This is a genomic window from Kitasatospora sp. GAS1066B (assembly GCF_041262605.1).
Classification (GTDB): Bacteria; Actinomycetota; Actinomycetes; order Streptomycetales; family Streptomycetaceae; genus Kitasatospora.
In genome coordinates this window covers 1-20,772 of record NZ_JBGCCO010000063.1, presented here as the reverse complement: position 1 = coordinate 20,772, position 20,772 = coordinate 1, and the positions used below count along the sequence as shown (strand labels likewise).

Here is a 20,772-nt window from a genome sequence, read left to right as displayed (position 1 = left end):
CCCCCCCCCCCCCCCCCCCCCCCCCCCCCCCCCCCCCCCCCCCCCCCCCCCCCCCCCCCCCCCCCCCCCCCCCCCCCCCCCCCCCCCCCCCCCCCGCCCGCCAAGGTCGCCTATGGCTCGGGGGCTGTCTGGAGTCGCGGTCAGGACGAGGTGGTGGGTGCCTGCGTGTGTAGCCAGGCGTCGACTGGGTCGGCGGGGCTGAGGATGAGGGTGAAGAACGCGTGCGAAGGGGCCGTGTTCGTGTAGTTGGTGGAGGGTGGTGGCGCCGGTGCGGATGGGTGTGGTGGTCAGGAGTGGGTCGGTGTGGGCGAGGCTGCGTAGGTCGGCGATGCGTCGGTGGAGGCGGGTGGGTTCGGCGTTGGTGAAGACGAGCAGTAGGCGGGGTAGCGGTGGCGCCAGGCCGGCACGGCAGCCGTGCCGCGGGTGGGGGTGCGGTTGGCGCGGGGGCCGGGGGGCTCGGGCGTGTACTGGTGGTAGCGGGCGTAGGCGTGGAGTTTGTGGGCGAGGCGGGCGATGGTCATGGTGGCCCGGTCGAGTTCGACGAAGAACGTCAGCAGCGTGCGGGTGCGCTCGGTTTCGTCGGTGTGGACGTAGTTGAGGACGGCACCGGGGACGAGGGCCAGGTCCTCGCGCCCGTTGGCTGACCCGCGAGGTCGAACGCCCCGCTCGGAGACGGTTCGACCGAAACGTTTCCGAGCGGGGCGGATGCCGATCAGACCATCTGTCATCGCTGTGCGTGGTGGTGACGGTGGGTCACTCGCAGAAACGACCATCTGTGAGAGTTCTGCGAGAGCGCCGGAAGTGATCACGTTTCCGCAGGTCGCCGCCGGCAAAAGTCCTCTCGAAACCTGCATGTTATGCGAGGGGGACGTCTGCGAGGAGCTCCGGCCTGGGACGCGAGCGGTGGGGCGACACCGCCTGGACCGGGCTCGATCCAGGGACCAGGTTGCGATGAGCGGGTGCCTTCTGCGTGATGGCACAGGCAGGCGCGGTGCCCGCGCTCCAGCCGCTGTTCGTGAACCCGTCAGCTCCCGTTCTCGGCCTGCTGGCGGAGAACGGGAGCTCGCCTCAGGCACCCCGGACTCATCCTGGCCGTGCCCGGCTGCCGGTACTGTCCTGGGTACCCGAAGGAGGATTCCCATGAGCGCTCAGCCGATCCATGGCCCCGAACTGATCCCGCAGCCCGCTCAAACGCCGATGGCTCTGTATGAGGCTGTAGCGGCTCTCATCCCGCACCGGCTGACTGAGATGACCGCGGACCAGGCGCGTGCCATGACGGAGGCGGTGGAATATCAGAGCCTCAAGCCCCTACTGCGCTTCACCATGAAATGGGCTGTGGATATCGAGATCGCGCGCCACCCGGAGACGCTCGCCGAACTACATCGTGCCGAGTATCTCGCCAACCACGCGGAGACCTCAGAAGAGCGCCGGCGGCAAGCCGCCCTCGCCGGAGCCATTGTGAATGCCGCTGTCGAGGTGGTGCGCGGATGACCTGGCGCTGGGAGTACAACCCTGATGAAGACAACGTCGTCACCGGGGCGCCGCTTGCCTTTGTTGCCCAGGTCGAAAAGAAAGCTGGCGAGATCGTTCGGGCTGCCGCAGCCCTCTACTTGGACGGCTTCACCTATCAGGGAGCTGGTGAACGGATGAAGACCGCTGACGTTGGTGATGGCATTTTCTGGTACATGATCGTCCCACGTGATGAGCGCGTTTATATTCTCCGCGTCCAGTGTCTCTAAAAATCTGCCCTGACAGGACGGGGGCGGACGGGGCGGACCTGCTGGGTGAGGGCGGGCTGCGGCGGCCGGCCTGGCGCCAGCTGCAGGGGGCCCTGGAACGGATGGACGACCACCTGGACGGCGCCGCACGGCTACCGGGTCGTGGAGCCCGGTGGGCAGCGGCCCGCCGACTGGGCCCCGGCGTGGTGATCAGGCTGCTGCGGCGGGTGCCTGCGTGCGTAGCCAGGCGTCGACTGGGTCGGCGGGGCCGAGGATGGGGGTGAAGACGCGTGTGAAAGGGCCGTGTTCGCGTAGTTGGTGGAGGGTGGTGGCGCCGGTGCGGATGGGTGTGGTGGTCAGGAGTGGGTCGGTGTGGGCGAGGCTGCGTAGGTCGGCGATGCGGCGTTGCAGGCGGGTGGGTTCGGCGCTGGTGAAGACGAGCAGGAGGCGAGGGTAGGCGGGGTAGCGGTGGCGCCAGGCCGGCACGGCAGCCGTGCCGCGGGTGGGGGTGCGGTTGGCGCGGGGGCCGGGGGGCTGGGGCGTGTACTGGTGGTAGCGGGCGTAGGCGTGGAGTTTGTGGGCGAGGCGGGCGATGGTCATGGTGGCGCGGTCGAGTTCGACGAAGAACGTCAGCAGGGTGCGGGTGCGCTCGGTTTCGTCGGTGTGGACGTAGTTGAGGACGGCGTCGGGGATGAGGGCGAGGTCTTCGCCGGGGCGGGTGTCGTCGCGGTAGTAGTGGGCGGTCTCGGGTGACCAGTCGAGCGGCCCGCAGTCGTGGCCGAGCCGCTGGGCCCAGGTGACGAACGCCAGGCCGGTTTCGACGGTGGCCAGGGTGTGTTCCTGGAGGGGGCCGGCGGCGGCCTCGGGGCTCATTCGGTACGGGCGCGCCGGGAGTAGGTCGGCGGCTTCGACGGCGTCGGCTCCTTTGGGGGTGAGCCACCACAGCAGGCTGGTCTGTCCGTGGGTGCGCCGCCCGACGCGGTCGGCGAGGCCGGCTTCGCGCAGGGTGTGGAGTTGGCGGCGCAGGTACTCGGGGCGGCTGTGGTGGGGGGTGACGAGGCGGTGCAGCTGGTCGGTGGAGACGAGGCGGTGCTGGTAGAGGACGGTCATGGCCTGCTGGCCGATCGCTCCGATGCCCTTGGGCGTGGGGGTCGGGTATGGCATCGCGTGCTCCTGTTCAGTCGAGGGTGGTGGTGGGGTCGCCGTTGTGGCCGGCGGGTAGGTGGAGGTGGTGGACGAGGATCTCGGTGTCCAGGTGCTCGAGGTCGGTGAGGATGTCGCCGGCGGGTCGGCGGCGCATGTTGGCGTCGATCGCCGCATCGAGGTCGGGGATGCCGTCGGGGTTGTCGTAGTGGGCGAAGATCTCTTCGACGGGCAGGCCGCGGACCCGGAACGGGGTGGTCCGTGCTCCGTCGAGGCTGATCGACATGACGTAGTGGTATTTGGCGAGCTCGGTGACGGTCTCGGGGGTGACGTGCCCGTTCCATCGGCGCGTGACGAAGGCGGCTTCGTCGTAGTCCGCCGCGCAGGTGGACAGCAGTGACTGGTTCTGTAGCAGCGCCTGGCGGGTGATCGCGGAAAGGCGCAGGGCCATCTGCGTCATGCCGGTGAACCGCACCTCGTACTTGCGCAGCTGCTCGGCGATGGCGGCCAGGAAGCCTTTGGACGAGGAGTCGAGGGCGGTCAGCTCATCGCCCCAGGCCCAGAACGTGCGGCGCTCCTCGCGGGGGGTGTCCTGGCGGGACAGGCCGGCGCGGTGCAGGTCGTGGATGAGCAGGCAGGAGACCAGAGCGTCCGATTCGGAGCCGGATGGGCAGAGGAATACGACCTTGCTCTCGTCCATCGCGCTGCGGATGTCGTAGCCGGAGCGCGGCGAGCCGAAGAACGCCTGCAGTGACTGGGAGGTGTCGATGCGGTCGATCGCGTAGGTGACGGTCGGCACCGAATCCTTGGCCAGCGTCGGGAACGTCTTCTCCCAGTAGTCCCTCGCCCGCTGGGGCAGCGTCGGCAACAGCGCCCAGCGCCACTCCTCGTCCACCAGCCAGGTCCTGATCTGGAAGAGCGTGCACTGCGCGGCGGGTTTGCTCGCGGTGACGGCCTGCAAGTTGAGCAGGGCCAGGGCCTGGGCGGTGCGGGCCAGGATCGTGCGGGCCCGGGGCGCGTGGTCTCCCCAGTCCTGGGCGGCGGCGATGCCCTCGACGACCGAGCGGACCACGTCTTGGACATCGGCCATGGCCCGGTTCTCCATGGACAGGGGGTTCCAGGAGACGACCATCTGCTCCGGTGCGACCTTGGCGAGGTTGATCTCCCACAGCCGCTCGGTGATGTGAGGGTGCGCCAGGTACGGCTTGGCCCGCGCCCACGCCTCGCCGTGCGGGTCCAGGAACCAGGTGCCGAACCCTGCGTGCGCGAGGGCGATGCACTGCACCAGAGCTTGCTCGGTCTTGCCGTGTCCGGCCTTGCCGAGGGACAGCCCGAACAGCAGGTCCTTCACCTTGGCGGCGCCGATCCGCTCGACGCCGTCGGGGTAGACGACCGCCCCGAGCGGCACCAGGTCCGCTTGGCCGGTGTAGATGGGCAGCGTTGCCGGGGCGGGTGGGACTAGGCCGCCGGAGCGCACCACACCGGGTGCGCTGCACCTGGCCGTTGGTGGCTTCAGGAATCCGGCGAGTTCGGGCACGGTCGTCCACTGTCGGCGTTTGGGTGCGAACTCCCCGGTGTCGAAGCGCCGGTCGAAGGCGGCGATGGCTCGCCGGGTGCGGGGCCGGTACGCGCGCAGGTAGTTCTCGCCGCTGGTGGCGGCGAAGACGGCGAGCAGCCGGTGCATGCGCTCCAGCGCCAGCTGCGGGTGTGCGGCCTGGGTGCGCAGCAGCAGTTGGATCTGGAAGACCGCCGTGCCAGGCTCGAACTTGCCCACCGCGTCGCGGATGTCGGTCATCCGCGGCAGTCGGGCGCCGCGGCTGGTGCTGCCGCTGCTCGAGGTTCCGCCGGACCAGGCCGCGGTGAACGACTCCAGCAGTCCAGCTCCTCGCAGTCCGCCAGTGAGCTTCTCGCCGTAGGCGGTGGGGCCGCGGTGCTTGGAGCGGGCCAGCAGGCGCCGCCGGCGGCGGGCCAGGCGGCGCTGGGTGACGGGGACCAGGTCGAGGACCACGTCGGCCCGCTCCCCGTCCTCGGTGCGTACCGAGGCGAGCGCGGTGGCGAGTTGCTGCAGCGGATCGGGCGTCAAACCGAGCGCGGCCAGCGGCTGGTGGTCGGGCAGCGCCAGCACGAGCTCGGCGCGCTCTACGTACACCGGCCGCTTCGAACGGCAGGCACCGTCGCCGGCGGGCTTGGCGAGGTCGACCGTCGGCGCGTTCACCGGGCCGCCTGGGCAGGGGCGGCGAAGCGGACCGGCTGGATCGCTTGGCCGGGGCGGGTGGAGCGGACCTCGACCTTGGCGAAGCCGGGCATGCTCAGGATCGCGGCCGCCTGGGCGGGGCCTTCGATCAGGCAGCGCATCTGGCTGCGGTCGGCGGTGTAGCGCAGGCGGACGGCCGCGCCGCGCGCGGGGACGTCGCGGGCGGCGTGGCGCACCCGGGCCAGGTGGTGGCTGAACCGGCCGACCTCGCTCTCGCTCGGGTCGAAGCTGTTCGTCGGTACGACCTCCACGCTGGTGCGGTCGGCGAGGGCGGCCCGGGTCTTGCGGAGGCGCCACCGGGACACGGCGGCCCAGGCGGCGGCGAGGCCGGTGGCCCCCAGGTACGGGGACAGCAGCACCGTCTGGTGGGCGGTGTCGAGGAGCAACTGCACCCCGGGCAGCGAGTCGGTGCTCATGCCGGCACCGCCTGGAGCGAGGAGCGGGTGGGGATGTGGAGCACGGCGGCCTCCTGGTTGCTGACGATGGGTTCCTTCACCCGGACCAAGCCGGGCCGCCGAGCCGGTTCAGACACGGCCCGCGCGACTTTGTCAATCCTTTACTTAGAGGTGAGTGGTGACGGCGGATCAGCTCGACACCACCCGTCGCACGGCGAGCAGGGTGCCGTGGTTGGCCACCTCGACGACGTCGACCACCGCTCCGGTATGCGGTGCCTGCACCAGCAGTCCCTGGCCGATGGCCAGGGCGACATGCTCGGGATGGTCGGGAGTGCCTTCGGTGAAGACCAGGTCGCCCGGGCGCAGCGCGGCCGGGTCGGCGGCAACGGCGGTGCCTTGATCGACCTGGTCGTAGGTGGTGCGGGCCACGGTGATGCCGGCGACGCCGTAGGCGCGCTGGACGAGGGAGGAGCAGTCGCAGCGCCCGGCGCGGTCGGCGCCGTGGGGGTCGGTGCATTCGCCTCCCCACTGGTACGGGGTCCCCAACTGGCTCAGGGCCCACTGGATCGCGGTGCGCACCGCGGGTGGTGCGTCCGGTGGGATCTGGTAGCCGGCCGGGATCGCCCCCGGCGGAATCGTCCCGGTGGCGGCCGGGGCCGGTGTGGTGCACCCGCTGCCGTTGCCGGTGGGCCCGGCTGGTGCCGGTGCGCCGGCGCCGAGGGTGGGGGTGATGGCCTGCTGCAGGGCGGTGGCGAGGGCTGCGTGCGGGGCGTAGGCGTCGGGGTGTCCGGACTTCTGCACGTCTTGGGCGGCGACGGTGAGCGGCAACTGCTGCCAGTTGGGCACGGCGAGCAGCGCGCTGTAGAACTTCTGGCTGGCGTATACGGGGTCGCTGATCTGCTGGGCGGTGCCCCAGCCCTGGGAGGGGCGCTGCTGGAACAGGCCGACCGAGTCCCAGTCGCCGCCGGTCAGGTTGCGCAGGTCGGATTCCTGCAGCGCGGTGGCGAGCGCGATGACCTGGCCGCCGGCCGGGACGCCCATCTGGAGGCCGGTCGCCACGATGGTCTTGGCGTTGGGGATCTGTTCGCCCGGGACATCCAGGCCCGGCACCCGCACCGGTGTGGTGGTGCCGGCCAGGGCCTGCTGGACCTGCTGGGAGAGCTGAGCGGTGTCGGCGTCCGGAAGTGCGGTGCCGGGGCACGGCGCCTGGGTCTGGCGGGTCTGGTCGGCCTGGTCCTGGGCGAGCTCGGAGGCGTGGGCGGCGATGGCGGCGGTCATGACGACGGCCAGGACGAGCAGCAGGGTGGCGCCGCCGAGCAGGCGGCCGGTGCGCGCGCTCATCATCGGCGCCTGCGGGGCGGGGTACGGCGGGAGACCGTAGGAGGCGGCGGGGTGCGGCCGAACTCCTCCCAGTCCAGGGCCATCCGCGAGCGCTGCGCCGGTTGCTGGGCCGGTGTCGGTTGGGTCGTGGACATGGTGCTGCGGCCGACCGCGGTGCCAGCGCTGGCGCTGGTGACCGGAGTGCTGGTGCTGCCGCTTGGCGTGGGCTGGTTCGTGGGTGTGGGGCGGTTGGCCTGCCGGGCTCGGTGGGCTTGCTGGGTGCGCTCCAGGCGCTGGCGCAGTTGCTGTTGGCGTGCGGAGGCGGCGGGCTGGCTGGGGATGTGACGGGTGTTCGGGCGCGTGGCCGCGTGGGCCGGTGCCGGTGCCGGTGTTGGTGTGGCGGGGCCTGGTCGTGGGACGGGTGGCATCTCGATGGTCGGCGGGTCGCTTGGCCCAGTGGCCCGGCTCGGCACGGCGGGCATCTCGATGGTGGGCGCCTGGGAGCGGGTGCCGGGGTTCGGCCTGGTGTTCTGCTGGGCCGGACGGCGGTTGCCGCCCTGGGTGGGGGGTCGGCGTCCGGCGGGTCGGGCGGCGTTGCCGGGTGCGCGGCGGGTGCGGTTGCCGGTGGCGAGGCGGGACATGAGGGCGGTGGCGCCGATGGACTGGAGCATGGCGTAGCCGATCGCGGCCAGGGGGTTGCCCTGGGCGAGGGAGACGCCGGCCATCGCGGAGCGCACCGCCACGCGGGCGGCGGTGCGCGCGATCCGGGGGCGCTTGGCGATGGTGGCGGAGGCAGGGGCGGCGAACACGCTGCCGCCGGTGCCGCCGACGCGGCCCGCCGACATCCTGGTGCGCCAGGCTGCGCCCACCTGGCGGGTGCGATCCGCGATCCGCCGCCGCTGCTTGACGGCGGCGATACACACCACGTCGACCACGAGGAAGCGTAGCGTCAACTCCTTGCCCCAGTCGTTCTGGGCGGGTGTCAGGACGGCCTGGATCACGACGATGAACACCGCCAGCGCGATGACGCTGACCAGCATCTGCGCGAGGGAGCGCAGCACGGAGGAGCACCAGTCCCACAGCCAGCTACGCCCGGCTCCTGGGATGGTGCCGGCGACCAGGGCGCCCTCGCCGCGGATCGCGTCCCAGGCGATGCGGACCTGCGCGATGAGGAAGGAGCCGGCCAGAGCGGTGATGAGGGCGGCGACGATGAGGGCGGCGATCAGGAGGAAGCCGGCGCCGCCGACCTTGTCGAGGCTGGCCTTGCGCGCGGTCGCCGGGTCGCCGGTGACGCACTGCTTCTCGAACTTGCTCATCGGGGGGTCGCCGAAGTGGTCCCGGGCCCACGTGCTGATGAGGCTTGAGGCGGCGTCGTTGCCGGAAGAGACCAGGCCGCCGACCAGAGGCAAGGCGTTGGCGATGCCGTCGGTGGCTTTCTGCAGCTTCGCCATCTGGTCGGCCACGGCCTGGTCGTAGGCGAGTTGGGAGAGCCGGCTGGCCGTGTAGGCCTTGGCGCAGTGGCCGTCGAAGACCTGCCCGTACTGGAGCAGCATCGCGGGTTGGACGATGAAGCTGTCGGTGAGGGCGTCGGTGAGCGGGCGCGCCAGGTCCGCGCCGGTGACATCGGCGCCAACCTGGTTCTGCGCGGAGGGGTTGACCTGCAAGATGACGTCAGCGACCTCCAGCGCCAGGCCCCGGGTGGCCGCGATCGCCCCGTGGTCGGTGCCCATCAGCAACGTGGGGGGCGAGGCGAGCAGGTGTGGTGGTGAGCGCGGCGATCAGGATCGACAGCGCCGCATCTCCCCAGCCCCGGGCGCGGTCGCCGAAGAAGAACCGGGCGACACAGATCAGCGCGCACACGGCCAACGCGAGAGACGGCAGGCCCATCTCCACCACGACCCGGGTGTGCAGGCTGGTGGACACCGACATGACGGGCGCCAACAGCACCTTGGCCAGCCCGAACGACAGGGCCCAGGCGATCAGCCAGCAGCAGAACGCGATCGCCCACTTGACGACCATGAAGCACAGTTCCGTCAGCAGGTTGTCGATGCCCAGGTCCCAGTCGGCGATCCCGCCGGTGTCGCTCGTGACGGTGTAGGCCTCGATCGGGATCCCATACCGGTCGGTGACGTTGAAGACCGAGAGCACCCCGCCCTGCGAAGGCAGCAGCTTGCGCAGCTGCCCCGTCTTCGCCGCCAGCAGCGCGTCCTGCTGGTCCGCCGTCAGGTGCTGCGCCTGCTCCTGCAGGATCTCCTGGAGCAGCGCCTGCTGCTCCAAGCTCGGCGCGTCCTGCCCGGCCGCCGTCGGCACGGGCGCTGCGGCCGGGCTCGTCGGGCTTGGTGAGGATGTCGCGGCAGGGGCGGGTGTGGGGGCGGGGTCGGCCCAGGCGGGCAGCGAGGTGAGCAGGGCGGCGGCGGTGGCCGCGAGTGCGGCCAGCAGCACGGCGGTTCGCAGCCGTTCGGGGCCGAGCAGCCGAAGACGCGACCACCAGGTGCGGGTCCCGGTCATGCGGCGCCCTGGTAGTCGCCGGGAGTGGTGCGGATGGTGCGGGCGATCGCCTGGTCGCGGGGGATGAGCACGCGCATCAGCCCGATCCGGCCGGCCAGGTCGTGGTAGAGACACTCCCCGGCCCGCGCGGCCTTCTCGTCCTCGGGCAGGCCGATTGGCGACAGGCCGCCGGTGACGAGGTCCAGCAGGCCGGGGTCGGTGGCGTCGACGCCGAGAAAGGCCAGGGCACGTGCGGCCAGTTCGCGGTTGGTCTGGCGAAAGACGAGACGGTGGGGGATCAGGCCGCGGATGATGGCGCCCTTCTCGCTGTCGGCAGGTCCGATGTCGTAGGGGTCGTGGCTGGCGAGGTAGGCGGCGGCGTTGTGCTTGCGGCCGTCGCGGATCAGTTCCAGCAGCAGGTCAAGGCCCTCATCGCTACCGGTCAGCCACCAGCACTCGTCGAAGACGGCGACGCCGAACTCGTTCTTGACCGCCATGACGCTCTCGCGGGCGACGGCGGCGACCAGGTACATCACCGCCCGGCCCAGCACCTTCTCGAACTCAAGGCGTTCGATGCGGTGCGCGGATTCGAGTTCGGCCTTCTTGGGCAGCTGCAGCGCGTTGACGGCGAAGACCACGGCATCGGCGCGGCGGGTGTCGACAACCGGCAGCGCCTCGTCGAAGACCACGCGGGCCAGGTCCCTGCGCGCGACCGCGTTCAGCTTGCGCGCCAGGGCACGGGCAGCCGGATCTTCGCCACCGCGCACCGTCAGTTCCTCGACCAGGGCCCGCATCGAGGGGGCGTGCCGCTCCAGGACGGCCTGGACCGCCTCGGACAGGGCGACCCCTTCGAGGTCCATCGGCCGAACCCCCAGCAGCAGGGTCAGGAAGCTCTCGCAGAACCGGGCCGCGGTCTTGGGGTTCTGCGTGACGAATAGCCGCAGCGGGTCGAGGCTGACCTCCGCGCTCTGGCCGACACGGATGACCTGGGTGGTGCCGGGGCAGGACTTGGCGAACCTGACCCACTCCTCCTCGTTGGTGCGATCCACGATCACCGCGCGGCCGCGCGAGCTGGGCAGGTCGCTGCGCCGGCCGGTGGCGAGGACATTGAAGACGGCGGTCTTCATCGCCAGGCTCTTGCCGGCGCCTGGCTCGCCGATGAACGCCTTCGAAGCCGAGGTGTTCTCGCGTGGTCCCCGGGCGGGGTCGACGAGGACGGGACGGGCGCCACCGGAGGCGAGCTGGAGGCCGAACAGCGCGCCGCGCTCGTCACCCAACTGCGAGCCGCACCAGGGCATCGCCATCGCGAAATCCCTCGCCAGGAGGGTCTGGGCATAGCCGAGCATCACCCTGGGGGTGCGGCAGCCCGGAAGCATGGCCTGCCACAACCTCAACTGCTCACCGACCGGCCGGGCGAACGTGTAGTCGGTGGCGCCGAAGTCCGAGGCGAGCGCCGCGGCCCGGTCCTGCGCCTCGTCCGCTGTGGCGCCCCAGACGGCCAGGGTGACCATGGCGCGGACCTCGACCTCGCGGGCCGAGGACGTCAGGCGCTCCCGGTATTCGTCGTTGTCGGACACGTGCTGGGCCACCGTCGCCGGGGGGCCGGCGGGGTCGCCCTCGTACTCGGAGACCTGCGCGCGCAGGTGCCGAGCCCGCCGACGGGTCTTCGCCTCAGCCTTCACACCCGGTGTGACGACGAGTCGGGCCACCCAGTCGACGGGGTAGGCCAGGTCGTCGAGCTGCTGCAGGTAAGCCGCCCCCGGCAGCGCGAAGGCCTGCGGCATCTCGGACAGCGCCAGCAGCGCCTGATACGAGTCGCCCCACTCACTCGACACCTGCAGGAACCGGCGCTTGAACGGGCTGGACGCCAGGGCACGGCCGCCGCCTGCGGAGTTGACGGCGTCGCTGCCGCCCTCGGCCAGCAGCACCTCGCTCAGCGCGGCGACCGTGCGCCCGCGCCCGCGCACCGCCGGCTCGTCGCCGTCCGCCAGCAGCGGCTCCACCAGTCCGCGGCGGGCACCGTGTCCGTAGATCCACAAAATCTCGGCCTCCGTGGCGGGCCGCATCTCCACCCCGGTCGGCCACTGGGCGCACATCCGGCGGGCCTGCTCGGTGCGCCGCTCGATCTCGGCGGCGGTGATCGCGGCGGGCAGCAGCCCCAGCTGCAGGTCCACCTCCGCCCGCGCCGCCGAGACCGTCGACATCGCGGCATCGCGGCGGGAAAGCGCGGGCAGCGGAAGGGCGAGCCAGTCGGTGCGGCCGGTGAGCTCCATCGCCTCCAGCTCATCGAGGACGGCGTGGCCGAGCTGCTCGTAGCGCGGGCTCGCCTCCAGGTCGACGCCGGCGACCATCGCGCGCACCACGGCGACGGGGTCGACCTGCGGGCACAGACTCAGCAGCATCGGCTCGCCGACCAGCGCCTTGACCAGTGACTCCAGCGCCTGCAAGCGGGCCTTCTTCGCGGCTGACGGGGCGTGGGAGTAGTTGGTGGCGGCCACCCGCCAGATCACCCAGCAGGCTCCGGTGGTCGTCCAGACCACGTTGTTCGCGATGTGACGGATGGGTAGCCTCATGGTTCAGTCCCCGAGGTGAGTGGTGCGGCGGGCGAGGAGGGCCTGCACCCCGGATGCGACCGGGGCGCAAGGCGCGGTAGGGCGGGCCTCGGCTCGCGGCGGCGCCGAACCGGGCGTCGACCAGGCGCCGGCGACGGGCTCGGCGGTAGCACCCGGGCCGGCGGGTGCCGTGGCGACGCAGGCCCGGGCGTGGCAGCGCACCGGCCGGACGGGGCGCACGGGTCGGCCGTGCAGGCGGCCCGCGCGGGGTGCGGTGAGCATCGCCGCGACGCTGAGGGCTGCGGTGAGCGGGTTGCGGCCGTCGATGTGCAGGTGCCGCAGTGCGAAGGCCGCCCCGAACGGTGCGCCGATCAACACGAGGGCGTCGGTCAGGCCGTGCCCGCCCCATAGGGGTCGGGCCAGCATGAGCAGGACGACGGTTGCGACCATGGCGCCGAGTTGGGTGATCGTGTAGGGGCCGCCGATCAGGCGCAGGTTACGCCCGCCGCCGCCGCGAACGACACCGACGACCAGCGGGCTGGAGCGGGCTTTGGTGTAGCAGCGACCGATCAGCTCAGGCTCGACCTCGGCCGCCGCGGCCTGGGCGGAGGTCACTGGTCGCCCCTCTGCACGGACGACGACGTGGTCCCGCCGTTGTAGCTGTTGATGTCCTGGACGGCCTTGCCCTGCAGCGTGCTCATGTTGGCCGACAGGCCCCAGACGATCGCGGCCAGGATGCACGCCATGATCGTCGGACCGGGCGACTTGGTCCGGAAGCCGACGAGCAGGACGAAAGCCCCGCACAGCGCCGGGATCAAGATGGTGAAGATCAGGCCCTTGGCGTCGGTACCGATTCCGGTGAAAGTGGCGATCCAGCCGGCGGCGAGAGCAGTGTCGTTCACGAGGAGTGCTCCTTCGAGGTCAGGAAGAGACGGACGTCGCGGGGTTGGGCGTGGTGGCCTGGGCGGGGGCGCCATCGAGGGAGGCGATCTCCCAACGCCCGGCCCGGGCCTGAAGGGTGAGGGCGTAGGCGAGCGGGACACGCATGCCGTCGGTTCCGGTGGCGCGCAACTGGGCCAGCACCCGCAGCCGGATGCCGCCCGCCGGAACCCCGCTTACCTGGGCGCCGTCCTGCTCGCCCTCGACGGCCAGCTCGTCGACGACGAGTGCGGTGTACGGGGGCGGGGTGATTGCGGCCAGCTGGGTACCGGGGGACAGATAGCGCGTCAGGTCCCCGCTGCCGGTGAGGTACGCGGTGAGGAACTCGGTGACAGCTCCAGCCAGCGGGTCACCGGGCAGCGCGGGCCGCCACGGCCCGTACACCAACGCCGGCGCCCGCACACACGGAGGAGCGGCCACCTCAGCCGGCAGCGCCAGCGCCACGTACCCCATCGCGCCACCGCCGGCGGTCGCGGTGGCCACCGCCACCTGGAAGTAACGCACCGCCCCCGCCGCCGCGGTGGGGGGCGCGATGGCCGTGTCGGTGCCGACGGCCAAGGAGGAAGCCGATCCGGCGCTGCCGCTGCCCACCGCGGTGATGATGCGGGCGGCGACCGTCACCGACCACACACTCGGGTCGCTCTGACGCAGCCTCACCACCGCCAACTGGTCACCGCTGCGACGACCAGACGCGCCTTCGAGACGCAAGTCGGTGGCGCCGGGGTAGTAGGCGGCCAGCTTGGCCTGGTCGCCGTCACCGGCCGAGATGTAGGCGGCGACGAAGAGCTGGGCGAAACCGGCCGCACCCTGCGAGCCAGTGGCCGGTGCACTCAGCGGAGGCTGCGCCCGGGCAGGGCTGGCCGAGACCGGGCGGGACAGGAACGCGGCACCGCCAAGTAGCGGGCCCAGGAGCATCAGGCCCCACGCGGCCCAGCGCAGCACGACCGTGATGTTCGCGGTCGCGCCACTCGACCAGGACCAACCGCCAGCCCCCTCCTCCTCCCACTCCTGCGCTTCCTCGGCCGCATCCGCCGGGGCGCTCGGCGAGCGGCGGTTCAGCAGTGCCCTCACACCGCACCACCCGTACCGCCGGCGGGGAGGACGTGGCAGCCCGTCAGCTCGTCGATCCGCCGGCGCAGCCGCTCCTCGCCGCGGTCCTGCAGTACCCGCAGGCAGGCGAGGACCTGCGCGGCGTCGACGTCGAGGAAGGCGCGAAGCCGGTCGTGGGTGTCGGTGTCGAAGGGGCGGTGGACGAGGGCGGCGCCGAGGCCGATGAGCAGACGGTGGGCGCGGGTGACGCACTCCTCGTCCACGTCCAGGCGCACCGTGGCAGTCGAGGTCGTCATGTCCTTCTCCTTCTCAGCGAGATAATGGGGCGTCAGACCGCATACGGGCAGCCGGGCAGGTAAACGCCGTCGGCGCCAACAGCGGCCTGGTCATCGAGCGGACGGGCAGCTCGCGGAAACGGGACCAGGGTGGGCTGGTCCTGGCGCTCGGCCAGGCCGAGGCGAGCGGTGTGCGCGAGCAACTCCCACGCGTAGCGGGCGTGCGTATGGGCCGGGCCGAAAGCCAGGACGGAGCGCTCTACCAGCGCCGCTGCCCTGGCCGCCCCAGCAGCGGGAGAGGCCGTGAGAGCGCTGTGGACGGCCTCGTACTCGTCGCGGCACCACAGCGGCGGCATCTGCGGCTGCGCAGCCGCAGCCAGCCGCATCGGGTGGGTGACCACGCTGGCGGGCTGGGCCCGCCAGAACCGCTCCTCGCACGGCTGCGCCGCACCCGCGCGACAGCGCAGCGCCCGGACGGTGCGGCAGACCCACGGGATCGGCCACAGCACGACCACCACGGCCCACACCATCGCGGCGGCCACCGCGGCGCCGGAGCCAGAGCCGATCTCCTGACGGCGGATCGGCACCCGGCTGCCGGCGATCCCGGTGAGAGCCAGGTACGCGGCACCGGCAGTGAGGTGGCAGAGCGAGCCGAGGACGAGCAAGCGCTGCGAGGCGCTCAGGCAGCAGGTGAACAGCATCAGAGAACTCCTCATAGGTTCGGGTGACGTGTGGTCAGGCCGCGGCCGGCCGCTGCCTGACCTGGAGGGCGTGGACGGCGCGGGAGCGGCGGCGCTGCCAGGCGCCCGCGCTGGTGCCGGCCCGCAGGGCTGCCACGGCGTCCGACAGCGGGTCGGCGGTGTAGTGCCAGGCGATGGCCCGGGCGTCGGCCGCCGAGACGGCCCCGGCCTCCTTCGCCTCCAGGAGCAGCTCCAGCAGCTCCAGCCGGACCCCGGCCGCCTCCTGATCAGCGCCCGGCACAGGCTCAAGGCCGGCCTCAGCCGCGGCAGTACGCACGGCCCGCTGGTGGGCCAGGCGATCCAGGCCGGGCCCGATGTCGACCACGTACTCGGCGAGCGCGAGATCCTCCCCCCGCTCCTCGCGGTCAGCGGCCAACTCACGGCAGACCTGCTTCAGCGCGTCGAGCAGGAAGTTGGCGGCTGGCCGCCCGGGACGGCGGTGGATCCGGCCGGAGCACGCCGTCTCGTAGAGCGCGACCACCACCACGGCAGCCACGTCGTCGAAGGAGCGCCCGCCGAAGGGCCGGACCTGACCACGGGTCATGCGGACCGCGGCCGGGACCATCGCCTGCACCGCGATCCGCGCGGCCAGCACCGCCACCGCACCACGGCCGGCGGCACGCTCCAGCAGCGCCCGCAGCACGGCGTCGGCCAGCGCATCGGACAGGCCGCCGGGCCGCAGGGCGGCCAGCAGCTGCTCGGGCCCTAGCACACCGACCCAGGCGCCGGCCTGGGCGCCGACATCGTCGTCCAGGCGGTCGAAGGCCAGCCAGCCCGACACGGCGTCCCGCACGGAGGCGTCCGCGCACAGCGCCGCCCAGTCGGCGTCCAGGCGGGCGAAGAGTCCGCCGGCGCGGCACAGGTTCAGATCGGTCACGGCACATCTCCTCTCGGATCCCGTGCCGTGAACTCTCCTCACCCAGGCTTGACCGATGGCTTGCCCGAACCCCGAAAAGACCAGGTCCAAGGCTTGCCCATTTCCGCAGGACCCTGGGCAAGCCCCTGCGGGCAAGCCTCCCGGCCGCTGGGCAAGCCTGCGCATTGGCCCCTCGCCCGCCTGCCATCTGGTCAGCAGCCGGTGTGTCGCGGTGCGCACCCCGTACGCCGGTGCCAGCATGAAACCCGCGATCCGGTCGGCACCTCGCAGGCCCCGTTGCCCGGTCCCACACTGCGGTTGGCGTGTTGCCTGTGCAGCGAGCCCACCCTGCGCGCCCACGACGCCTACGCCCTGGACACGAAGTGGCAGCGCCGGTTCCCTTCCATGAACGGCGCCATCGCCTGCAGCAGATGCGCCACACGTACGGACTGGGTCTGCCTCCAGGCCGGAGGTGGTTTCGTGGCCGGTCACATCCCGGCTACATCCCGGCGCCGGCCAGACACCGGGACATCGACGCCTGGAGCCACATCCTCGCTGAAGGCACCCACACAGCCATCACGCTGATGTACCCGCGCTCCGCCCTCCTCCAGGGCGCCGAGCCCTACCTGCGCCACGCCGCACACGTCGCGGAGTCAACCCAGACGTGGCCGCGAAGATCCAGGACGTCCTGCGAAAGTGGGACACCGATCGCCAACGAACGTCCTGACGACCCACCCGGCGGGCGAATCAATAGTCACCAACCACGCCGGCGTCAACTTGACCCGGTCGTGAACGACCGGGCTTGTGGGTAGGGCGCGGCTGGCTGTCGCGTGGCCTTCCACGTCTGAGCCACCGACCCGGTGGCTGGGACGCGTGACTCACGCCCCGCGATCCACGCGGCCTCGCCTTTGCGGGCGATGTTGCGGGATGCTCCCCCAGCCTTCGGCCGGGAGGTGCCCCTATGGTCCGCGTGCATGATCACGTCGCAGGCGCGGCACGCGAACTCTGCTTAGACCAAGCGCGACCAACTGGCGATCACCTACGCGAAGGACGGATACGCGCTGCTGGACGCTCTGACCGCCGACCTGACCCCCGTGCTCGAACACCTACGTGAGCAGGCCCGGCCCGCGCGACGCGGAGGCGACCGCCGACGTGCCCCCGGTCACTGGCACCGGTCGGTAGGCAGCCGGCTCAGCCGTAGGGAAGGAGCGCTGCGGTCTCCAGGACGAATCCGAAAGGCTGCGGGACGTGGACGGTTTCACCGAAGTCGGCGTCTTCCCTGGCCCGGTAGCGGCCGTTCTCGGGTTCGCCGAAGAGGGTGACGCTCTTCTGGGACGGGTCGACGATCAGGTAGAGCGCGATTCCCATGAGCGGGTAGTCGCGGAGCTTGCCGACCCAGTCGTTCTCCGGGTTGGAGGGGGAGACGACCTCCACAGCAATCAGGGCGGCCTCGGCGGGGACCTCGTTGTTCTCGCCCTCCGGAACGTCTTCGGGGAGGATGGTCAGGTCCGGGGTGCGGGACTTGCGGACCCGCGGGGATGCCAGCCCGCTGTTCTGGCTCGCGAAGCAGTCCGCGGGAACGTGGTTGGCGAACTGGCGCGCGATGTGGTCGAGGTTGCGCTGATGGATGGCGGACGGGGCCGCCTGCATGATGATGACTTCGCCCGAGAATTCGACCTTGACGTTCTCGGGGGCGATCCTGCGGGCTTCCTCGATCAGTGCCAGATGGTTCGGGTCCATGTCGTCTCCAGGTCGGCGGGCTATCAGAGTAAGGCCCTGCTCGTACGGTTCGAGGCGGTGATTACAGTACTTCGACGGCCCGGTGATGGACGGCCAGGAGCCGCTCACGCTCGAAAAGGTCGTCCCGGTCGCGGTGCGCACCGCCGAGCGCGGGGACCGCGACTGCGACCACGTGGGCCCGGTGTTCCGGGTGCCCGGACTCAAACTCTCCGACCGATGCGCCGAGCATGCCGCGGCGGCGGCCGGCTGCCCGGTGTCCGCGCTCGACCCCGTGCACCTCGACGACGAAGACCGGGAGTACATCGCTGAGCTCCTGGAGGAGCGGCGCACCGACGCTGTGTTCTACGCGGTCGACGACTGGCAGGGAGTGCAGTACTGGGATCACCGGCACGACACGCCTACTGCGTTCGCTGACTGGGCCCGTGACACCTACAACGGCACGGCCGAGAGCATGGATATTCCCGCGCTGTACTGCCGGAGCCCATCGGGACGTGTGCACGGGCGATACCTGCGACGGTTGTCCGACGCGGCGATCAGCGGCACCCGGGTAGTCATCGAGCTGCTGATACGCCGGTTCCGGTGCCTCAACGCCGCCTGCGCGGCCGTGAGGTTCGCCGAGCAGGTCACGGGGTGGAGTGCGGAGGACCTCGCCGGCGGGGCCGCGCTGGCCACGGAGATCGGTGCGTTCGGCGCTGGAGGCCGTGCCGGCTACGGCCCCGCCCCGCAGGACCCACAGCGGTGGTACTGGCAGGGTGACACTCCCTGACAGCCACTCACCAGCGGGCGCGGCCAGTTGCTTTCATAGGGGGCTGAACCGTTGTCTGGATGGGCGGCTGAACCGTTGCACTGGGGGTTGCACCGAGAGTTGCAGCCCCATCCCGGCCATATCGCCCGTTTCGGCAGGTCGCGGCACGTGGGCAAGCCCTCCTGCCGCGACGACACCTCTTTCCACGCGATAGCCGTGGGAGAGGATGCAGAGCCGCCGCCGACACTGATCCCCGACCTCTTGAGTTTTACGCTGGTGTGGTACCCGAGGGCATCGAGCGAATGTGACCTCGAGCGGGCCGGGGAGCGGGAGTGCGGAGGCTGTCGTGATCGGCTGGGGCCGACGGCGGGGCCGGATGCCGGGTACTTCTCGGCGGTGTGTCGGGCCAGGCGATGGCGGGTGGATCGTCGGATGCGGGTGGCGGCCGAGCTGAGCGGTGAGGGTGTCGTGGAGCGTTCGGTGTGCGGGGGCCGGTGGGTGGCCGGCTTGGACCGCGCTCGAACGCCCTCTACTGCTCGGCCGGTGCGTGGCGAGGGCCTGGCGCCGCCGGAAGGAAACGTTCGGCGAACGTGCACGGTGACGTATCGCGTGCGGCCTGCCCGAACATCATCTCCTATCCCCGCGCCGCTGGAGCCACCGGCCCGTGCTGCCGTCGTCCTCAGCCCTCGGCAGGTCGTTGACCTGCGTCGTTTCCTGGACCGCGTACCCGAACCGCGCGGTCGTTGGCCGCCGTCGGCGAGTGGCTGATGTGCGGCCGGTGGACCGACAGCAGCCCGCCGACTGCTACGTATATCTAACGGGATATATGCCCATGCACGGGCGGTTCCTGCCCTCGCAGACTGACGAGACGGACACCGCACCCTTTTAAGGGAAGTACGAGGAGCCACCAAAGGGGCTGTGGCTCTTGACCAACTGGCCGCTCCCTGGGGACGTCCCGACAGCAAGGAGAGCAGGCCCATGACCCCTCCGCAGAATCCCGGCCGGAGCCCCAATTCGCTCTACGCGTCCCTTGCCCGATTGCCCGAGTGGACCAGGGCACAGCGGGTTCTCAAGATTCTCCACGCCAACCAGCTGATCCGGCGGGGGAACTGCGGCGAGCACGAGAAGACCCTTGGCCTGCACGGGGCGATCGACCTGCAGACGGACCACCGAACCCCGAAGCCCGAGGGCATCCACCACCAAGCGATTGGCCGCTTCACCTCATCTCACACCCAGGCCACGGGACGGCCACTGAAACAGCCGACGGCTGATGCCCCCGCCACCCGGGCCGCACAACCACCCGGCAGCCACACCCCGCGGCTCGTCGACCCGACCAGCGGCACAGCCCATCCCAGACCCCTCCCGCACAGCACCCACCAGCCGGCCTCTGGTTCCTGCGCTGACAGCAGCCGCAGATCCAGTGACTTCAGCCCACTGCTGCGCACGATACGCGCAGCCGGGTTGCTGCAGCGCCGATCGGGCTGGTACACCCGGAGCATCACCATGAACCTGCTGCTGCTCGCCGCTACCGCAGCAGGCCTGCAACTGATCGGCAACTCCTGGTGCGCACTCGCACTGGCACTACCGGCCGCTGTACTCAGCGGGCGCACCGCCTTCATCGGGCATGACGCGGGGCACCAGCAGATCGCCGACAGCCGCCGGGCGAACCGGGTGCTCGGGCTGGTCCACGGCAACTTGCTGCTCGGTGTGAGCATCGCGTGGTGGACCGACAAACACAACCGCCACCATGCCAACCCCAACCACATCGACAAAGACCCCGACGTCAGCCCCAGCGTCGTGGTCTGGACACGACACCAGGCCACGCAACGGCGAGGACTTGCCCGCTGGCTGACGCGCCACCAAGCCGGGCTGTTCTTCCCGCTGCTGGTGTTCGAGGGTCTTTTCCTCATGGTGACGAGCATCCATGACCTGCCCCGCCAGCCGCACCGCGAACGACTGGTCGAGGCCACGCTGCTCGCAGCCCACTCGATCGGCTACACCATACTGCTGCTCCTGGCCATGGACCCGCTGCACGCCCTCACCTTTGCTGCGCTGCACCATGCCCTCCTCGGGCTCTACCTTGGCAGTGCTTTCGCCCCTAACCACAAAGGTATGGCGATGCCGACCTCCGACGACCGTCGCTGGGACTATCTGCGCCGCCAAGTGCTCACCTCACGCAACGTCCGCAGCGGCATGGTCACCGATTGGCTTTTCGGAGGCCTCAATTACCAAATAGACCACCATCTCTTTCCCAGCATGCCCCGTCCCAACCTGCGCCGCGCGCAGCCCCTCGTCCGGGCCCACTGTCAGACTCTGGGCCTCCCCTACACCGAAACGGGACTGATCGAGTCGTACCGCCAAGGCCTGCGACACATGCACAGGGTCGGCGCCGAAACGGGGTCTGTCGGGGCCATCTGAACTTCGGATGCGCGCGGAATGCGCGCTCACCTCGGCCTCCAGCGCCTGAAGTTCCCCCCTGATCTTGGACAGCGGGTGCTTACGCTGCAGGGGTGAAGTCGTGCCGGAGCCTGGCTCGGGTTTCGAGTGGGGTGAGGTAC

19 protein-coding genes are annotated in these 20,772 nt (G+C 71.1%); 4 read left to right on the top strand and 15 right to left on the bottom strand.

The window, feature by feature from the left end:
- Positions 1-287: 287 nt before the first annotated feature.
- Positions 288-728 carry a replication-relaxation family protein gene (locus tag ABH937_RS37320; protein ID WP_370220783.1) on the bottom strand — a complete coding sequence of 147 codons (441 nt, stop codon included), beginning with the start codon at positions 726-728 and terminating at the stop codon, positions 288-290.
- Between the two features lie 412 nt (positions 729-1,140).
- On the opposite strand from ABH937_RS37320, the gene ABH937_RS37315 reads away from it, so the two are divergent.
- Both ABH937_RS37315 and ABH937_RS37310 read left to right on the top strand, forming a co-directional pair.
- The gene (locus ABH937_RS37315; protein ID WP_280694922.1) at positions 1,141-1,491 is read left to right on the top strand and encodes a hypothetical protein; all 351 of its coding nucleotides are present in this window, start codon (positions 1,141-1,143) and stop codon (positions 1,489-1,491) included.
- Positions 1,488-1,739, top strand: coding sequence for a hypothetical protein (locus tag ABH937_RS37310; protein ID WP_370220782.1), 252 nt, complete (start codon positions 1,488-1,490; stop codon positions 1,737-1,739). Before ABH937_RS37315 ends, ABH937_RS37310 begins: the two co-directional genes overlap by 4 nt.
- A 189-nt stretch (positions 1,740-1,928) precedes the next feature.
- Here the strand turns inward: ABH937_RS37310 and ABH937_RS37305 are convergent, their stop codons facing one another.
- The 14 genes from ABH937_RS37305 to ABH937_RS37240 form a co-directional block, all read right to left on the bottom strand.
- Positions 1,929-2,882 carry a replication-relaxation family protein gene (locus ABH937_RS37305; protein ID WP_280694924.1) on the bottom strand — a complete coding sequence of 318 codons (954 nt, stop codon included), beginning with the start codon at positions 2,880-2,882 and terminating at the stop codon, positions 1,929-1,931.
- Between the two features lie 13 nt (positions 2,883-2,895).
- A complete protein-coding gene (locus ABH937_RS37300; RefSeq protein WP_280694925.1) occupies positions 2,896-5,076 on the bottom strand; it encodes an ATP/GTP-binding protein in 2,181 nt (726 codons plus the stop codon).
- On the bottom strand, positions 5,073-5,531 hold the full coding sequence (locus tag ABH937_RS37295) for a hypothetical protein (protein WP_280694926.1): 459 nt from the start codon (positions 5,529-5,531) through the stop codon (positions 5,073-5,075). The genes ABH937_RS37300 and ABH937_RS37295 overlap by 4 nt, the downstream gene beginning before the upstream one ends.
- Before the next feature lie 168 nt (positions 5,532-5,699).
- Entirely contained in the window at positions 5,700-6,851 is a 1,152-nt protein-coding gene (locus ABH937_RS37290) for a C40 family peptidase (protein WP_370147060.1), read from the bottom strand.
- Entirely contained in the window at positions 6,851-8,560 is a 1,710-nt protein-coding gene (locus tag ABH937_RS37285) for a hypothetical protein (RefSeq protein ID WP_370220781.1), read from the bottom strand. Before ABH937_RS37285 ends, ABH937_RS37290 begins: the two co-directional genes overlap by 1 nt.
- Positions 8,502-9,338, bottom strand: a complete 837-nt coding sequence (locus tag ABH937_RS37280; RefSeq protein ID WP_370220780.1) for a hypothetical protein — start codon at positions 9,336-9,338, stop codon at positions 8,502-8,504. Before ABH937_RS37280 ends, ABH937_RS37285 begins: the two co-directional genes overlap by 59 nt.
- Complete coding sequence (locus ABH937_RS37275) at positions 9,335-11,890, bottom strand: ATP-binding protein (RefSeq protein ID WP_280694930.1); 2,556 nt, start codon at positions 11,888-11,890, stop codon at positions 9,335-9,337. Before ABH937_RS37275 ends, ABH937_RS37280 begins: the two co-directional genes overlap by 4 nt.
- A 3-nt stretch (positions 11,891-11,893) precedes the next feature.
- Positions 11,894-12,484: a hypothetical protein gene (locus ABH937_RS37270; protein WP_370220779.1), complete on the bottom strand. Its 591-nt coding sequence runs from the start codon at positions 12,482-12,484 to the stop codon at positions 11,894-11,896.
- Entirely contained in the window at positions 12,481-12,771 is a 291-nt protein-coding gene (locus ABH937_RS37265) for a hypothetical protein (protein ID WP_280694933.1), read from the bottom strand. Before ABH937_RS37265 ends, ABH937_RS37270 begins: the two co-directional genes overlap by 4 nt.
- A gap of 19 nt (positions 12,772-12,790) precedes the next feature.
- Positions 12,791-13,879, bottom strand: a complete 1,089-nt coding sequence (locus ABH937_RS37260) for a conjugal transfer protein (protein ID WP_280694934.1) — start codon at positions 13,877-13,879, stop codon at positions 12,791-12,793.
- The gene (locus ABH937_RS37255) at positions 13,876-14,154 is read right to left on the bottom strand and encodes a hypothetical protein (RefSeq protein WP_280694935.1); all 279 of its coding nucleotides are present in this window, start codon (positions 14,152-14,154) and stop codon (positions 13,876-13,878) included. Before ABH937_RS37255 ends, ABH937_RS37260 begins: the two co-directional genes overlap by 4 nt.
- Positions 14,155-14,186: 32 nt before the next feature.
- Positions 14,187-14,834, bottom strand: a complete 648-nt coding sequence (locus ABH937_RS37250) for a hypothetical protein (protein WP_280694936.1) — start codon at positions 14,832-14,834, stop codon at positions 14,187-14,189.
- Positions 14,835-14,868: 34 nt separating this feature from the next.
- Positions 14,869-15,750: a hypothetical protein gene (locus ABH937_RS37245; protein ID WP_280694937.1), complete on the bottom strand. Its 882-nt coding sequence runs from the start codon at positions 15,748-15,750 to the stop codon at positions 14,869-14,871.
- Positions 15,751-16,920: 1,170 nt separating this feature from the next.
- The gene (locus tag ABH937_RS37240) at positions 16,921-17,469 is read right to left on the bottom strand and encodes a Uma2 family endonuclease (protein ID WP_280694938.1); all 549 of its coding nucleotides are present in this window, start codon (positions 17,467-17,469) and stop codon (positions 16,921-16,923) included.
- Positions 17,470-17,554: 85 nt separating this feature from the next.
- Between ABH937_RS37240 and ABH937_RS37235 the strand changes: the two genes are divergently transcribed.
- Complete coding sequence (locus ABH937_RS37235; protein WP_280694939.1) at positions 17,555-18,235, top strand: hypothetical protein; 681 nt, start codon at positions 17,555-17,557, stop codon at positions 18,233-18,235.
- A 1,230-nt stretch (positions 18,236-19,465) separates the two neighbouring features.
- Positions 19,466-20,632, top strand: coding sequence for an acyl-CoA desaturase (locus ABH937_RS37230; protein WP_370147065.1), 1,167 nt, complete (start codon positions 19,466-19,468; stop codon positions 20,630-20,632).
- The last annotated feature ends 140 nt before the right edge of the window (positions 20,633-20,772 follow it).

Bases quoted from the DNA above. Each gene is read 5' to 3' on its own strand.
- ABH937_RS37310 (WP_370220782.1), top strand. From the start codon at position 1,488: ATGACCTGGCGCTGGGAGTACAACCCTGATGAAGACAACGTCGTCACC.
- ABH937_RS37235 (WP_280694939.1), top strand. From the start codon at position 17,555: ATGGACGGCCAGGAGCCGCTCACGCTCGAAAAGGTCGTCCCGGTCGCG.
- ABH937_RS37315 (WP_280694922.1), top strand. From the start codon at position 1,141: ATGAGCGCTCAGCCGATCCATGGCCCCGAACTGATCCCGCAGCCCGCT.
- ABH937_RS37240 (WP_280694938.1), bottom strand. From the start codon at position 17,469: ATGGACCCGAACCATCTGGCACTGATCGAGGAAGCCCGCAGGATCGCC.
- ABH937_RS37305 (WP_280694924.1), bottom strand. From the start codon at position 2,882: ATGCCATACCCGACCCCCACGCCCAAGGGCATCGGAGCGATCGGCCAG.
- ABH937_RS37320 (WP_370220783.1), bottom strand. From the start codon at position 728: ATGACAGATGGTCTGATCGGCATCCGCCCCGCTCGGAAACGTTTCGGT.
- ABH937_RS37295 (WP_280694926.1), bottom strand. From the start codon at position 5,531: ATGAGCACCGACTCGCTGCCCGGGGTGCAGTTGCTCCTCGACACCGCC.
- ABH937_RS37275 (WP_280694930.1), bottom strand. From the start codon at position 11,890: ATGAGGCTACCCATCCGTCACATCGCGAACAACGTGGTCTGGACGACC.
- ABH937_RS37290 (WP_370147060.1), bottom strand. From the start codon at position 6,851: ATGAGCGCGCGCACCGGCCGCCTGCTCGGCGGCGCCACCCTGCTGCTC.
- ABH937_RS37250 (WP_280694936.1), bottom strand. From the start codon at position 14,834: ATGCTGTTCACCTGCTGCCTGAGCGCCTCGCAGCGCTTGCTCGTCCTC.
- ABH937_RS37255 (WP_280694935.1), bottom strand. From the start codon at position 14,154: ATGACGACCTCGACTGCCACGGTGCGCCTGGACGTGGACGAGGAGTGC.
- ABH937_RS37280 (WP_370220780.1), bottom strand. From the start codon at position 9,338: ATGACCGGGACCCGCACCTGGTGGTCGCGTCTTCGGCTGCTCGGCCCC.
- ABH937_RS37285 (WP_370220781.1), bottom strand. From the start codon at position 8,560: ATGGGCACCGACCACGGGGCGATCGCGGCCACCCGGGGCCTGGCGCTG.